General features: G+C 75.4%; 11 protein-coding genes. 3 read left to right on the forward strand and 8 right to left on the reverse strand.

Going from position 1 to position 13,130, the window contains the following annotated elements; genetic code table 11:
* The first annotated feature begins 55 nt into the window (after positions 1 to 55).
* Complete coding sequence (locus tag ACWF41_RS15185) at positions 56 to 1,552, forward strand: flavin-containing monooxygenase (RefSeq protein ID WP_380320766.1); 1,497 nt, start codon at positions 56 to 58, stop codon at positions 1,550 to 1,552.
* A gap of 21 nt (positions 1,553 to 1,573) precedes the next feature.
* On the opposite strand, the gene ACWF41_RS15190 is transcribed toward ACWF41_RS15185, so the two are convergent.
* From ACWF41_RS15190 to ACWF41_RS15210, 5 genes are read right to left on the reverse strand one after another with little or no spacing between them, the layout of a single operon-like run.
* Entirely contained in the window at positions 1,574 to 2,803 is a 1,230-nt protein-coding gene (locus tag ACWF41_RS15190) for a cytochrome P450 family protein (protein WP_380320763.1), read from the reverse strand.
* Positions 2,800 to 3,441 carry a GTP-binding protein gene (locus ACWF41_RS15195; RefSeq protein WP_380320760.1) on the reverse strand — a complete coding sequence of 214 codons (642 nt, stop codon included), beginning with the start codon at positions 3,439 to 3,441 and terminating at the stop codon, positions 2,800 to 2,802. Before ACWF41_RS15195 ends, ACWF41_RS15190 begins: the two co-directional genes overlap by 4 nt.
* Positions 3,422 to 3,766 carry a DUF742 domain-containing protein gene (locus ACWF41_RS15200; protein WP_380320757.1) on the reverse strand — a complete coding sequence of 115 codons (345 nt, stop codon included), beginning with the start codon at positions 3,764 to 3,766 and terminating at the stop codon, positions 3,422 to 3,424. The genes ACWF41_RS15195 and ACWF41_RS15200 overlap by 20 nt, the downstream gene beginning before the upstream one ends.
* A complete protein-coding gene (locus tag ACWF41_RS15205; protein WP_380320754.1) occupies positions 3,763 to 4,206 on the reverse strand; it encodes a roadblock/LC7 domain-containing protein in 444 nt (147 codons plus the stop codon). The genes ACWF41_RS15200 and ACWF41_RS15205 overlap by 4 nt, the downstream gene beginning before the upstream one ends.
* Positions 4,203 to 5,588 carry a histidine kinase gene (locus tag ACWF41_RS15210; RefSeq protein ID WP_380346999.1) on the reverse strand — a complete coding sequence of 462 codons (1,386 nt, stop codon included), beginning with the start codon at positions 5,586 to 5,588 and terminating at the stop codon, positions 4,203 to 4,205. Before ACWF41_RS15210 ends, ACWF41_RS15205 begins: the two co-directional genes overlap by 4 nt.
* Before the next feature lie 157 nt (positions 5,589 to 5,745).
* On the opposite strand from ACWF41_RS15210, the gene ACWF41_RS15215 reads away from it, so the two are divergent.
* Positions 5,746 to 7,977, forward strand: coding sequence for a prolyl oligopeptidase family serine peptidase (locus tag ACWF41_RS15215; RefSeq protein WP_380327068.1), 2,232 nt, complete (start codon positions 5,746 to 5,748; stop codon positions 7,975 to 7,977).
* Between the two features lie 72 nt (positions 7,978 to 8,049).
* Here ACWF41_RS15215 and ACWF41_RS15220 read toward each other — a convergent pair whose 3' ends face one another.
* From ACWF41_RS15220 to ACWF41_RS15230, 3 genes are all read right to left on the reverse strand, one after another.
* A complete protein-coding gene (locus tag ACWF41_RS15220; protein ID WP_380325584.1) occupies positions 8,050 to 10,527 on the reverse strand; it encodes a glycoside hydrolase family 65 protein in 2,478 nt (825 codons plus the stop codon).
* Positions 10,524 to 11,297, reverse strand: coding sequence for an HAD family hydrolase (locus tag ACWF41_RS15225; protein WP_380325580.1), 774 nt, complete (start codon positions 11,295 to 11,297; stop codon positions 10,524 to 10,526). The genes ACWF41_RS15220 and ACWF41_RS15225 overlap by 4 nt, the downstream gene beginning before the upstream one ends.
* Before the next feature lie 107 nt (positions 11,298 to 11,404).
* Positions 11,405 to 12,454: a uroporphyrinogen decarboxylase/cobalamine-independent methonine synthase family protein gene (locus ACWF41_RS15230; RefSeq protein WP_380325577.1), complete on the reverse strand. Its 1,050-nt coding sequence runs from the start codon at positions 12,452 to 12,454 to the stop codon at positions 11,405 to 11,407.
* A gap of 161 nt (positions 12,455 to 12,615) precedes the next feature.
* Here ACWF41_RS15230 and ACWF41_RS15235 point away from each other — a divergent pair, with 161 nt between their 5' ends.
* Positions 12,616 to 13,098 carry an ester cyclase gene (locus ACWF41_RS15235; protein WP_380325574.1) on the forward strand — a complete coding sequence of 161 codons (483 nt, stop codon included), beginning with the start codon at positions 12,616 to 12,618 and terminating at the stop codon, positions 13,096 to 13,098.
* Positions 13,099 to 13,130: the final 32 nt, after the last annotated feature.

The raw sequence follows: 13,130 nt of genomic DNA on the forward strand, positions 1-13,130 counted from the left end.
TTCTGGCGATTTGGCCCCTCGTCCGATCCCCACCCGACCGACCGCAAGGACGCTCATGAAGATCGCCGTCGTCGGCGCCGGCTTCGCCGGCCTGGCCAGTGCCAAGGTGCTCCGCGAGTTCGGGCACGACGTGACCGTGCTCGACAAGGCCCCCGACGTCGGCGGCGTCTGGAGCGCCAGCCGCCGCTACTCCGGGCTCACCACCCAGAACAACAAGGGCTCGTACGCCTTCTCCGACCTGCCCATGCCGAAGGACTACCCCGAGTGGCCCAGCGGCGAGCAGGTGCAGGCCTACCTCGAGCGGTACGTCGACCTGCACGACCTGCGCCCGGCCCTGCGCCTGTCCACCGAGGTGGTCCACGCCGAGCTCACGGCGGCCGAGGACGGCTGGCTGGTCACCGCGCGCCGGGCGGGCGAGCCCGTGGGCGACCCCGAGCCGTTCGACCACGTCGTCGTCGCGAACGGCATCTTCTCCGACCCCGTGATCCCCCGCTTCGAGGGTCTGGCGCAGCTCATGCGTGCGGGCGGCAAGGTCGTCGCGGCCAGCCAGCTCACGTCGCTCGAGGACGCGCGCGGGAAGCACGTCGTCGTCGTCGGCTACGGCAAGTCGGCCTGCGACGTCGCCGCGGAGGTCGGTCCCGTCGCCGCGAGCACCCACGTCGTCGCGCGCCACCTGCTGTGGAAGCTGCCCAAGCGGCTCGGCAACGCGCTCAACTACAAGTACCTGCTGCTCACGCGGATGGGCGAGGGCCTGTTCCGCTATCAGACCGTCTCGGGCGGCATGGAGCGGTTCCTGCACGGCCCCGGCGACGGCGTCCGCAAGTCCATGCTGGGCAGCGTGGGCTCGGTCTCCACCAAGCAGCTGCACCTCAAGGAGCTGGGCCTCGTGCCCCGCGGCGAGTTCGCCGACATCGCCCGCTCCACCGTGTCGCTCGCCACCGACGGGTTCTTCGACCAGGTCGCCGACGGCGCCATCCGCGTCCACCGCGACGCCGAGATCGAGCGCCTGGCCACCGACGACGACGGCGCGCCGGTCGCCGTGCTCGACGACGGCACCACCGTGCCCGCGGACCTCGTCGTGTGCGGCACCGGCTTCCACCAGCGCGTGCCGTTCCTCGACGACGACCTGCAGGCCCGCCTGCTCGACGACCGCGGCAACTTCCAGCTCTACCGCCAGGTGCTCCCGCACGACGTGCCGCACCTGACGTTCGCCGGGTACAACTCGTCGCTGTTCAGCCCGCTGTCGGCGGAGGTCGGCGCCCTGTGGACCGCCGCCCTCCTGGCCGGCGCGGTGCGGGTGCCGCCGATCCAGGTGCGCCGCGAGCACGTGACCAACCGCGTGGACTGGATGGAGAAGCGCACCGAGGGCAAGCACGCCCGCGGCACCAACGTCATCCCGTTCTCGCTGCACCAGATCGACGAGATGCTCGACGACCTGGACCTGCGCCTGCCGGCCGCCACCCGCGCCGGCCAGTGGCTCCTGCCGGTGGACCCCCGGGCGTACCGGCACCTGTCCGCCACGCTCCGCCGGCGGGTCGGCCAGGGCGCCTGACACCCCCGCGCGGGCCGCCGGTCAGCGGAAGCGGACCGGGAGCTCGGCCGGGTGGCGCACCCACGCCGAGCGCACCGGCACGACGTCGACCCGCGGCGCCGTCAGCTCCATGTCGGCGACCCGGGCCAGGAAGTGCCCGACGACCGTCCGCGTGATCAGCGGCGCGGTGCGGTGCGCCGGGCAGGCGTGCGCGCCCGTCCCCCACGTCAGGTGGAACCGGGCGTCGACCTGCTCCCACGGGTCGGCCGCCCGCACCGCGCGGTCCGCGTTCGCCGCCGCGACGGCGGGCACGACGGCGTCGCCGGCCGCCACGGCCTGCCCGCCCAGCTCGCAGTCCGCGAGGGCGTAGCGGGGCCGCAGGTGCGGCAGCGGCGGCGCGTCGCGGGCGACCTCGTCGAGGGCGTCGTCCAGCGAGATGCGGCCGCCGTGCAGCCGCGCCGCGAACCCGGGGTCCGCGAGCAGGCGCTGGAGGGCGGTCGCGATCCACGCGATCTCCGCGTCGTGGGCGGTGGCGAAGACCAGGCCGACGGCGCCCATCACCTCGAGGTCGTTCTCGTGGGCCGGGTGCGCCAGCAGCGCGGACGTGAGGTCGTCGCTCGGCTCGGCCCGCCGGGCGGCGACGAAGCCCGCCAGCAGGTCCTCGGCCTCCTCGGACGCCGCGAACGAGTCCGCGGTGCCGGCGCGCTGGACGACGGTGAGCTGGTGCAGGCGGCGCGCGTCCGCGAGCGTCATGCCCAGCAGGTCGGCGAGCACCCGCACGGGGACATCGACGGCGTACTCGGCCACCATGTCGGCGCTGCCGCGCGCGGCCAGCCGGTCCAGGACCGAGGTGCACGCCACGTCGACGGTCCGCGCCACCCGCTTCTCCTCGACGGCGTCGAGGGCGTCGGCCAGCGGCGTGCGCAGGCGGCGGTGCTGGTCGCCGTCGCGGTCGTGGGCGCTGTCGCGCGGGGCGAGGACCGCCCGCGTGGGCGAGCGCCAGGCGACCATGCGCTCGGCCTCGTAGCGCCAGCGCCGCGCGTCGCGCGTGAACAGGGCCTCGTTGCGCAGCACGGCGGACACCTCGGCGTGCCCCAGCGCGAGCCACGCCGGCACGCCGGGCTCGAGGTCGACGGGCGCGAGCGAGCCCCAGCGGGAGCGCAGGGCCTCGTACCGCTCGGCCGGGTCGGGCGCGCCCGCCAGGTCGGCCAGGAGCGGCCGGTCGGCGACCTCCTCCAGCGGCACGACCCGCACGGCACCCGTGAGGCTCACGCGGCCGCGCTCCCGCCCGCGAGCCGCACCGCGTGCGCGACCAGCGCCTTGAGGGCCTCCACGGCCTGGCGCCGCTCGCGCAGGTCGCCCGTCACCACCGGGGTGCCCGGCGGCAGGTCGAGCGCCGCCCGCACCGCGTCGGTCGAGTGCCGCGGCGCGCCGGGGAACTCGTTGACCACCACGGCCACGGGCAGCTCCGTGTGCTCCTCGAGCTGGTCCAGCACCTCGAAGCTGTCCTCCAGGCGCCGCGTGTCCACGACGACGAGCGCCCCGACCGCGCCGTCCGCGAGGCCCGCCCACAGGTCCCAGAAGCGCTTCTGGCCCGGCGTGCCGAACAGGTAGAGCGCCGTCGTGCCGCCCACCGTCACGCGGCCGAAGTCCATCGCCACCGTGGTGGTCGACTTCGCGCCGAGGCGGGGGTCGACGCCCACGCTGGCGGCCGTGATCTCCTCCTCCGTGGTGAGCACGGGCACCTCGCTCACCGCGCCGATGAGGGTCGTCTTGCCGACGCCGTAGGCGCCCACGACGAGCACCTTGACCGACCGCTCGACGGTGGCGGCCAGGTGCCGCGCCGCGCCCTTCCCTGCACCGTCCGTCGCACCGTCCGCCGCGCCCCGCTCAGAAGCGTCGGAGACCATCGAGGACCTCCTCCAGCACGTCCAGGCCGACCGCGCTCTGCGGCGAGCGGACCGCGAGGTACCCGGCGTCGAGCAGGTCGGAGGCCAGCACGGCGACGAGGCTCGTGGGCAGCCGCAGGTACGCGGCGAGCTCCGCGAGGGACAGCGTGCCGCGGCACGTCGCGAGGAGGGCGCGCTCGTGCCGGCCGGCCCCGCGGGGCAGCTCGCGCCCGTCGTCGACGGCGCACAGCAGCGTCTCGGGCCGCAGCGTGTTGCGGCTGGGGTGCGCGCGCCCGCCCGTCAGGACGTACGAGCGCACCGGGTGGTCGCGGAAGCCGTCCGTCATCGCGTCTCCCCGGGCTCGGCGGGGCGCAGCACGTCGGTGCCGAGGGTGCGCTCGCCGATCATGAGCACCTGCGCCTGCATCTGCTGCGCCACCAGCCCCGGGTCCACGGACGCGTCGGTGACGACGGCGAGCCGCGACCCGTCGCCCGCGCGGCGCACGAAGAGGAAGCCGCCCTCGAACTCCACGAGCACCTGGCGCAGCCGGTCGCCGGCGCCGAACTCGCGGCCCATGCTCGTGCCGAGGGCGACGAGGCCCGCGCACGCGGCGGCGACCTTGTCCGCCGTGTCGGGTTCCGTGACGTCGGTGCGGACCTTCACCAGGCCGTCGGAGCTGAGGACCACGACGTGCCGCACCCCGCGCACCCCCGCCACCAGGTCGAGCATCCAGCTGTCCGGATGCGCGGCCGGGGTCGGCGTCGCGCCGGTGGTCTGGGTGGTCATGAGTCCTCCGGGTTCGCGTCCGGCTCGGCGGACGACGGCGTGTCGTGGGCGGGGCTGTCAGCCGTGGCCGGGGCCGCGGCGAAGAACGCGCCGATCCAGGCGCCGGCCTCCTCGGCCGACTGGTCGGGGGCGTCGGGAGCAGCGGTGGCGGCGTCGGGGGCGCGGTCGACCACCCGCTGGGCACCGGTGGCCGCGTCGCCGCGGCGCGCGCGCCGCTGTGGCAGCACGGGCGCGGCGTCGGGGGTCGCCTGCTCGGGCACGGCGGCGTCCGGAGCGGCGGCGTCGGGCGCGGTGTCGTCCCGCACGACGGGCACGGCGTCGCGCGGCCGCTCCGGCCAGGCGTCGTCCACGCTGGGGGCGAGGGTGTCGGGCGCGGCGGCGACCGCGGTGGTCAGGTCGCCGGGGACGAGGACGACGGCGCGCAGTCCGCCGTAGACGGACTCCATGAGGTCGACGCGCAGGTCGAGCGCACGAGCGTACGACCCGACCACCGCCAGGCCGGTCTGCGGCACCTCGCCGAGGTCGGCGATCCCGACGGGGCGCGCGCCGGACGCCACCGCGCGCACGCGCTCGAGCTCGCGGGTCTCCATGCCCACGCCGCAGTCGTCGATCTCGATGACGGCGCCGCGCTGCACCTGCCGGACGGCGACGAGCACCTGCGTGCTCGGCGGGGAGCACTGCGTGGCGTTGGCGAGCAGCTCGGCCACCACGTGCACGACCGGCTCGACGGCGCGGCCGACCACCGCCAGGCCCGGGTCGCCGGAGACCTCCACGCGCTGGAACGCGGTGATGCGGCCCGCGGCGGCGCGGACGACGTCGGGCAGCGGCAGCGGGTCGTCCCAGGTCTGCCCGGGGCGGCGGCCGCACAGCGCCACGAGGTTCTGCGCCTGGCGGGCGTGCTGGGCGGCGGCGTGGTCGATCCGCATCGCCGTCTGGAGCACGTCCGGGTCGGCCGCGTGCCGCTGGACGGTGCGCGCCGACTCCTCCTGGATGCGGTGCGCGGACGCCTGCACCTTGCGGCCCAGCGCGACGACCGCGGTCTCGACGGCGGACCGCTCGTCGTCGCGGGCCGCGCGCGTGCGCGCCAGCTCGGCCGTCGCGTCCTCCAGGGCGCGGGCGGACGCGGCGAGGTCGGCGGCCCGGACGACACCCTCAGCCTGCAGCGCCCGGCGCGCGGCCTCGGCGCGCCGGGCGGCGCCCGCCAGCAGCGCGGTCGCGAGGACGACCAGGAGGGCGGCGGCGCCGGCCAGCCCCCACGTGCCGGCGGCGGTCAGCCGGTCGGCGAGCGCCGGCCCGGCGAGGACGCACGCCATGGCCAGCGCGGCGCAGATCAGGGCCGGCAGGCGCGTCGTGCGCGTGCCGGCGGTGGTCGTCGTGCGCACCGCACCCCCGGGGGTGGAAAGGGACGGGTCTCTCGGAACGTCCATACCGGATTTACTGCTCTGACCAGGAGTTTCTACCATGAGCGACCCGCGGGTGAAAGGGGCCGTGCCGCCCGCGCGCCGAGCCCCGGCGGGAGCTGCGGCTAGGGTGCCGAGCATGACCGCCGAGCGCACCGCGACCGCACCCACCGACGCCCCGCCGACCCCGCTCGACACCCCGCTCGATCCGGCTGCGCCCGACCCGTTCGCATGGCTCGAGGAGGTCGAGGGCGAGGCCGCGCTGGCGTGGGTGCGCGAGCGCAACGACCACGCGCACGCGACGGTCGGCGCCGCACCCGGGTTCGAGGCGACGCAGGCCGCGGTCCGCGAGGTGCTGGACTCCGACGACCGCATCCCCGACGTGTCGCGGATCGGCGACCACCTGTACAACTTCTGGCGCGACGCCGCGCACGAGCGCGGCCTGTGGCGCCGCACCACCCCCGACTCCTACCGCACCGACGCGCCCGACTGGGAGACGGTCCTCGACCTCGACGCCCTCGCGGAGGCCGAGGGCGAGAGCTGGGTGTGGCACGGCGCGTCGCTCCTGCGACCGACGCCCGAGCAGCTCGCGGCCGGCGAGCCGTGGCGCCGCGCCCTGGTGGACCTCTCCCCCGGCGGCTCCGACGCCGACGTCACGCGCGAGTTCGACCTCGTGGCCAAGCGGTTCGTGCCGGCGGCCGAGGGCGGCTTCGAGCGCGACACCGCGCGGGCCGACGGCCGCACCGGCGCCAAGGGCGGGCTCGCCTGGGCGGACGAGGACACCGTGTACGTGTTCACCGACTTCGGGCCCGGCACGACCTCCTCGTCCGGCTACCCCCGCATCGCGCGGCTCTGGCGCCGCGGCACCCCGCTCGAGGACGCCGCCACGGTCTACGAGGGCACGGCCGAGGACATGTACATCTCCGCCCGGCGGTCCCGTACGCCGGGCTTCGAGCGGGACGTCGTGACCCGTTCCATCGCGTTCTACCGGTCGGAGACGTACCTCGTCGAGGCCGTCGGGACGCGGGACCAGCGCCTGGTCAAGGTCGACGTGCCCGAGTCCGCCGAGGTCGGCTTCCACCGCGAGTGGCTGCTCGTCGAGCTGCGCGACGACTGGACCGTGCCGTCCTCCGACGGCCCCGACCGCACCTACGCCGCCGGCTCCCTGCTCGCGGCGCCCGCCGACGCGTTCCTCGCCGGCGCGCGCGACCTCACCGTGCTCTTCGCGCCCACGTCGTCGACCTCCCTGGTCGGGGCGTCCTGGACGCGCCACCACCTGGTCGTCAACGTCCTCGACGACGTGAAGAACGCGGTGCACGTGCTCACCCCGCCCGCCGACGCCGCCCCCGGCGTCGCGTGGACCCGCTCCGAGCTGCCGCTGGGCGGCGGGCTGCTGACCGTCGGGGTGCGCGCCGTGGACGCCCTCGACAGCGACGACGTGTGGGTCACGACCACGGGCTACCTCACGCCGTCGACCCTCGCCCTGACGACCGTCGCCGGGCCGGGCGCGGCCACCGAGCAGCCGGAGCCCGAGGTGCTGAAGTCCGCGCCGGCGTTCTTCGACGCCGCAGGCATGGTCGCGGACCAGCACTTCGCCACGTCTCCGGACGGGACCCGCGTGCCGTACTTCGTCGTGGGCCGCGAGGACCTGGTGCGCCCCGCCGACCCGGAGGCGGGCGGCACGGCACCCACCCTGCTGTACGGGTACGGCGGCTTCGAGATCCCGCTGCTGCCCGGGTACTCCGGCACGGTGGGCCGCGCCTGGCTCGCCGACGGCGGCGTGTACGTGGTCGCGAACATCCGCGGCGGCGGCGAGTACGGCCCGGCGTGGCACCAGGCGGCCCTGCGGGAGAACCGGCACCGGGCGTACGAGGACTTCGCCGCCGTCGCGCGCGACCTCGTGGCCCGCGGCATCACCACGCCCGCCCACCTCGGCGCGCAGGGCGGCTCCAACGGCGGGCTGCTGGCGGGCAACATGCTCACGCAGTACCCCGACCTGTTCGGAGCCGTCGTGGTGCAGGTGCCGCTGCTGGACATGAAGCGGTACTCGCACCTGCTGGCCGGCGCGTCGTGGATGGCCGAGTACGGCGACCCGGACACGGACGACTGGGAGTTCGTGCGGACCTTCTCGCCGTACCACCTGTTCGACGCGGGCCGCGCCTACCCGCCGGTGCTGTTCACGACGTCGACCAAGGACGACCGCGTGCACCCCGGCCACGCGCGCAAGCTCGCCGCGCTGATGCTGGCGGCGGGCGCCGACGTCACGTCCTACGAGAACGTCGAGGGCGGGCACGGCGGCGCGGCCAACAACGCCCAGGCCGCGCACATGGCCGCCCTCGCCTGGACCTTTCTCCGCGACCGCCTCGCCTGAGGCTGTTGTGAGCGGGCGTTTGGCCCCGTCTCGTGTCCGAGACGGGGCCAAACGCCCGCTCACAACACTCGGTCAGGAGTGGGGCACCGTCGCGGTGATGAGGGTGCCGTCGTCGCGGCGGTTGCCGGACAGCGCGCGCAGGCTCGGGCGGCCCGGGCGCACGGGGCCCTGCCCGTCGAGCGGGACGCGCACGGGCTCGCCCGGGGAGGCCTTCACCCGCTCGCCCCGCACGGAGACCTCCGCGCCCTCGCCCGTCTCGGCCGTGAGCTCGAGCTCCTCGGTGCGCACGGTGACGCGCAGCCGCGAGCCGTGCCACATCACGCGGAACGTCAGCTCGTCCCAGCCCTGCGGCAGGCGCGGGTCGAAGGTCAGGACGCCGTCGTGGTCGCGCATGCCGCCGAACCCGAAGGCCAGCGCCGACCAGGTGCCGCCCGCCGACGCGACGTGCACGCCGTCCGACGCGTTGTCGTGCAGGTTCGCCAGGTCCACGAGCAGCGAGGAGACGAAGTACTCCAGCGCGAGCTCGTGGTAGCCGACCTCGGCCGCGACGATCGACTGCACGACGCCCGACAGCGTCGAGTCCCCCGTGGTCAGCGGGTCGTAGTACTCGAAGTCGGCGAGCTTCTCCTCCGGCGTGAAGTGCTGCCCCTGCAGGAAGAGCGCCAGCACGACGTCCGCCTGCTTGAGCACCTGGTACCGGTAGATGACCAGCGGGTGGTAGTGCAGCAGGAGCGGCCGCTTGGTGACCGGCGTCGCCGCGAGGTCCCAGATCTCCCGCTCGAGGAAGTGCGAGTCCTGCGGGTGGATGCCGATGCTCTCGGCGTACGGGATAGACATGTGGTCGGCGGCGCGGCGCCACTCGGTGGTCTCGTGGACGCCGAGCGAGAGCCGGTCGGCGAGGCGCGCGTAGTCCTCCGGGTACTCCTCGTGGATCCGCTCCACGACGTACGCCGCGGCGCGCAGGTTGAACCGCGCCATGACGTTGGTGAAGAGGTTGTCGTTGACGACGGTCGTGTACTCGTCCGGGCCGGTGACGCCGTGGATGTGGAAGTTGTCGTCGCCGTTCGCGCGCCAGAAGCCGAGGTCCTCCCACATGCGGGCGGTCTCGACGAGGACGTCGACCCCCTCGCGGCGCATGAAGTCCGTGTCGCCCGTGGCACGCACGTACTGCACCAGCGCGAAGCTGATGTCGGCGTCGATGTGGTACTGCGCCGTGCCCGCCGCGTAGTAGGCGGACGCCTCCTCGCCGTTGATGGTGCGCCACGGGAACAGGGCGCCCTTCTGCGACAGCTCGTGCGCGCGGCGGCGGGCGGCGTCGAGCATCTGGTAGCGGAAGCGCAGCGCGTTGCGGGCGTACCGCGGGCTCGTGTAGGTGAGGAACGGGAGGACGTAGACCTCCGTGTCCCAGAAGTAGTGGCCGCCGTAGCCGCTGCCCGTCAGCCCCTTCGCCGGGACGCCCGAGCCCTCCGCACGCGCCGTGGCCTGCGCGAGCTGGAAGATGTTCCAGCGCACCGCCTGCTGGATCTCCGGCTTCCCGGGGATCTCGACGTCGGACCGGGTCCAGAAGTCGTCCAGCCACTGCCGCTGGTGGTCGAGCTGCGCCTGGACGCCGCCCGCGCGCACCCGGTCGAGGGTGCGGCGGCAGCGGTCGACGAGCTCGCGCGTGGGCACGCCGCGGGACGTGTGGTAGGTGACCACCTTGGTGAGGCGGATCGGGTGGCCCGCCTTCGCGTCCACGCGGAACACGTGCTTGGCGAGGTCGTCGTCCACCTGCGTGCGCACGTCCCACTCGTCCGCGGTCTCGAGACGGTGGTCGGCGGCGACGGCGAGGGTCATGCCCGAGTTGGAGCACCGGTAGGACAGGACCAGGCGCTCGTCGTCGCCCCACCGGGTCTGCGGCTGCAGCACTCGGCCTGCGAACGCCTCCGCCTTGCGCGGGTCGAAGCCCTCGCCGAGGGACGCGGCCGGCACGTGGTACTCGTCCTGCCCGTCCTGGCGGTTGAGGATCTGCGAGGAGATCGCGACCGGGGCGTCGGCGTCGAGCAGGGTGACCTCGAACGTCATCACGGCCAGGTGCCGTTCGACGAACGACACCATGCGCTCGGAGCTGACCTTGACCCGCTTGCCCGACGGGGTGCGCCACAGGATCTCGCGCCGCAGCACGCCGTCGCGCAGGTCGAGGGCGCGCTCGTAGTCGATGAGGTCCGCCACGGGCAGGAGCAGCGGCTCGTCGTCGACGTACAGCCGGATCACCTTGGTGTCCGGGGCGTTGACGATCGTCTGGCCCACCTTGGCGAAGCCGTACGCCTCCTCGGCGTGGTGGATCGGCCACGTCTCGTGGAACCCGTTGACGAACGTGCCGTGGGCGTGGGACTCGCGCCCCTCCTCGACGTTGCCGCGCATCCCGAGGTAGCCGTTCGCCACCGCGAACAGGGACTCGGTGACCCCGAGGTCCTCGGCGGAGAACTCGGCCTCGACGAGCCGCCACGGCTCGGCCGGGAAGCGCATCCGGTCCACGGAACGCTGCTCGTCGGCGGTGCGCTTGATCATGCCTGGTCCCCCTGCTGCGTGCGCTCGTCGTTCTCGTCGTCACGGTCGGCGGGCGCGTCGAGGATCGACGCGTCCAGCTCGCCGAGGTCGGCGACCACCCGGTCCGCGCCGTGCGCGGCGAGCGCCTGCGCGCCCACGCCCCGGTCGACGCCCAGCACGAGGCCGAACGGGCCCGCGGCCCCGGCCTGCACGCCGGACAGCGCGTCCTCCACGACGACGGACTGCTCCGCCGGCACGCCGAGGAGCTCGGCGGCGCGCAGGTACGTGTCGGGGGCGGGCTTGCCGGCCAGCTGCTCGCGGGCCGCGACGTTGCCGTCCACGACGACGTCGAACCGGTCCGCGAGCCCCGCCGCGGCGAGCACCGCGGGGGTGTTGCGCGACGACGAGACCACGGCCACCTGCGCCCCCGCCGCCGTCACGGCGTCGAGGAAGCGCACCGAGCCCGGGTAGGGCGCGATGCCCTCCTCGGCGAACATGCGGTTGACGATGGCGTCCTTGCGGTTGCCGAGCGCGCTCACCGTGTCCTCGCCGGGTGCGTCGTCCGCCGTGCCGCGCGGCAGCTCGACGCCGCGCGAGGCGAGGAACGCGGCCACGCCGTCGTACCGGGGCTTGCCGTCGATGTGCGCGAAGTAGTCCGCGGACGTGTACGGCGCGAGGGCGCGCTCCTGGCAGTACGGCGCGAACAGGCGCTCCCACGCCCGCATGTGCACCTCGGCGGTCGGGGTGAGCACGCCGTCGAGGTCGAACAGCACGGCTCGGAGGCTGGTCACGGGCGTCCTTCGCAGGTCGGGGGCAGGTCGGGGGCAGGTCGCGGGGCACCGCACCCGTGGGCCCGACGCCGTGGTTCAGCCTACGCAGTTTCGGGAGCGCGGCGGGCTCATCCCGCGGCGCGCTCCGCGAGCGCCTCCGCCACCCGGCCGAGGTTCGCCAGCTCGGCGCGATGGGTGTCGGCGCCCTCGAGCCGACGACGGGGCGCGGCGAGCAGCGTGACGTCCGCGAGGCCCGTCGCCGGCAGCCCCACGCGCCGCCACGGCTCGGCCACCAGGCGCACCAGCTCGCCGAGCTGCGGCCCGGAGCACTGCGAGACCGTGGCGGGCGGGAGCCCCGCCCACAGCCCGACCCCGCGCTCGGTGGCGCGGGCGAGCAGCTCCCAGGCGCGCTCGTTCCAGCCCGGGGCGTCCCCCGCGCCGCCGAGATCCCCGAGGGCCAGCCCGACGGCGTCCGCCCCGGCGAGCGCGGCGGGCGGCACCCCCACCCACGTGCCGCCGAGGTGCACGACGACCCGCGCCCCGGCGTCGTGCGCCGCCTCGATCACCGGCCGCAGGCCCTCCACGACGTCGGGTCCGGGCACCGCGCGCAGCCGCGAGTAGCCCGAGAAGCTCGGCAGCACCCCCGCGTGCACCTGGCCGAGCAGCGGCTCGGTGAGCTGCACGACCGGCGTCGCCCCCGGCACCTGGGCGCGCACACCGGCGAGGTGGGTGCGCACCGCCTCCGCCAGGGCGAGGGACAGGTCGCGCCGCGCCCCGACGTCGGCGAGCACGCGGTCGCCGCGCGCCGACCAGAGCTCCGCGGCGAGGGTCCACGGGCCCACCAGCTCGACGGCGAGGGGTCCGTCGTGCCCGACGGCGGCGACGGCGAGCGCGGACAGGTCCTCGCGCAGCAGCGCGTCGGCGCGGCGCAGGTCGGCGCCCGGGTGGTCGGCGAGCTTCCAGCCGTGCGGGCCGAGCTCCACCGGCATCTCCGCGAGCATCGCGGCCGTGCGGCCCACCGGGTCCGCGCCCGGGCCGCGCCCGGTGAGCTGGGTGAGGAACGGCAGCGGTTCGACGCCGGTCGGCAGGGAGGCCAGGTCGTCGAGGACGGTCTGCTGCGCGACGAGCTCGTCGCGCGCGCCGCCCGGCCACGGGCCGTGCCCGGAGACGGCGGTCACCGGTCCCCGCCCCGGGTCGTCCTGCGGGTCGTCGAAGGTTTCACCACCACGTCACCTCCTCCGCCGCGTCACGTCGCGGCGGCTCGCTGCTCTCGAAGAATAGGAGCGGCCGTCGACGGCGCTCACCGGGAGCACCGTACCGGCCGGACGAAGGAGTCCCGATGTCCGTGATCCTCGACCAGGCGCCCGCGTCACCCGCGGCCCCGGTCACCGCGCAGCCCGCGACGCTCCCGGCCCACCTGCCGTCCGCCGCCCGCGCCGTCGCCACCCGCGTGCACGCGAACGCCATGCCGTCCGGCGCCGAGGCGGTGCTGCGCCGCCAGCTCGCGCCCGGCTTCCGCAACCACGACGTGCTGCCGGGCTGCACGGGCGGCCCCGACGCCCTGGTCGCCACGATGCAGTGGTTCCACGACGCGTTCGACGAGCAGCGCGTCGAGGTGCTGCACGCCCTCTGCGAGGGCGAGCTCGTGGCCCTGCACGTCGCGTTCAGCGCGCTGCACGCCGGGTTCTTCCTCGGGGTGCCGCCGTCGCACCGGCGCTTCACGGTGCGGGAGATGCACCTCGTGCGCGTGACCGACGGGCTCGAGGTGGAGCACTGGGTCACCCGCGACCAGGTGTGGTGGGAGCACGAGCTGCGGCGGTGATCGCCCGGGCACCGCCGTGGGAGACTTGCCGC

Source organism: Isoptericola sp. NPDC055063, assembly GCF_053608125.1.

Coding starts and splice junctions, on each gene's coding strand:
- ACWF41_RS15195 (WP_380320760.1), bottom strand. CDS start 3,441: ATGGTCTCCGACGCTTCTGAGCGGGGCGCGGCGGACGGTGCGACGGAC.
- ACWF41_RS15200 (WP_380320757.1), bottom strand. CDS start 3,766: ATGACGGACGGCTTCCGCGACCACCCGGTGCGCTCGTACGTCCTGACG.
- ACWF41_RS15220 (WP_380325584.1), bottom strand. CDS start 10,527: ATGATCAAGCGCACCGCCGACGAGCAGCGTTCCGTGGACCGGATGCGC.
- ACWF41_RS15215 (WP_380327068.1), top strand. CDS start 5,746: ATGACCGCCGAGCGCACCGCGACCGCACCCACCGACGCCCCGCCGACC.
- ACWF41_RS15235 (WP_380325574.1), top strand. CDS start 12,616: ATGTCCGTGATCCTCGACCAGGCGCCCGCGTCACCCGCGGCCCCGGTC.
- ACWF41_RS15185 (WP_380320766.1), top strand. CDS start 56: ATGAAGATCGCCGTCGTCGGCGCCGGCTTCGCCGGCCTGGCCAGTGCC.
- ACWF41_RS15205 (WP_380320754.1), bottom strand. CDS start 4,206: ATGACCACCCAGACCACCGGCGCGACGCCGACCCCGGCCGCGCATCCG.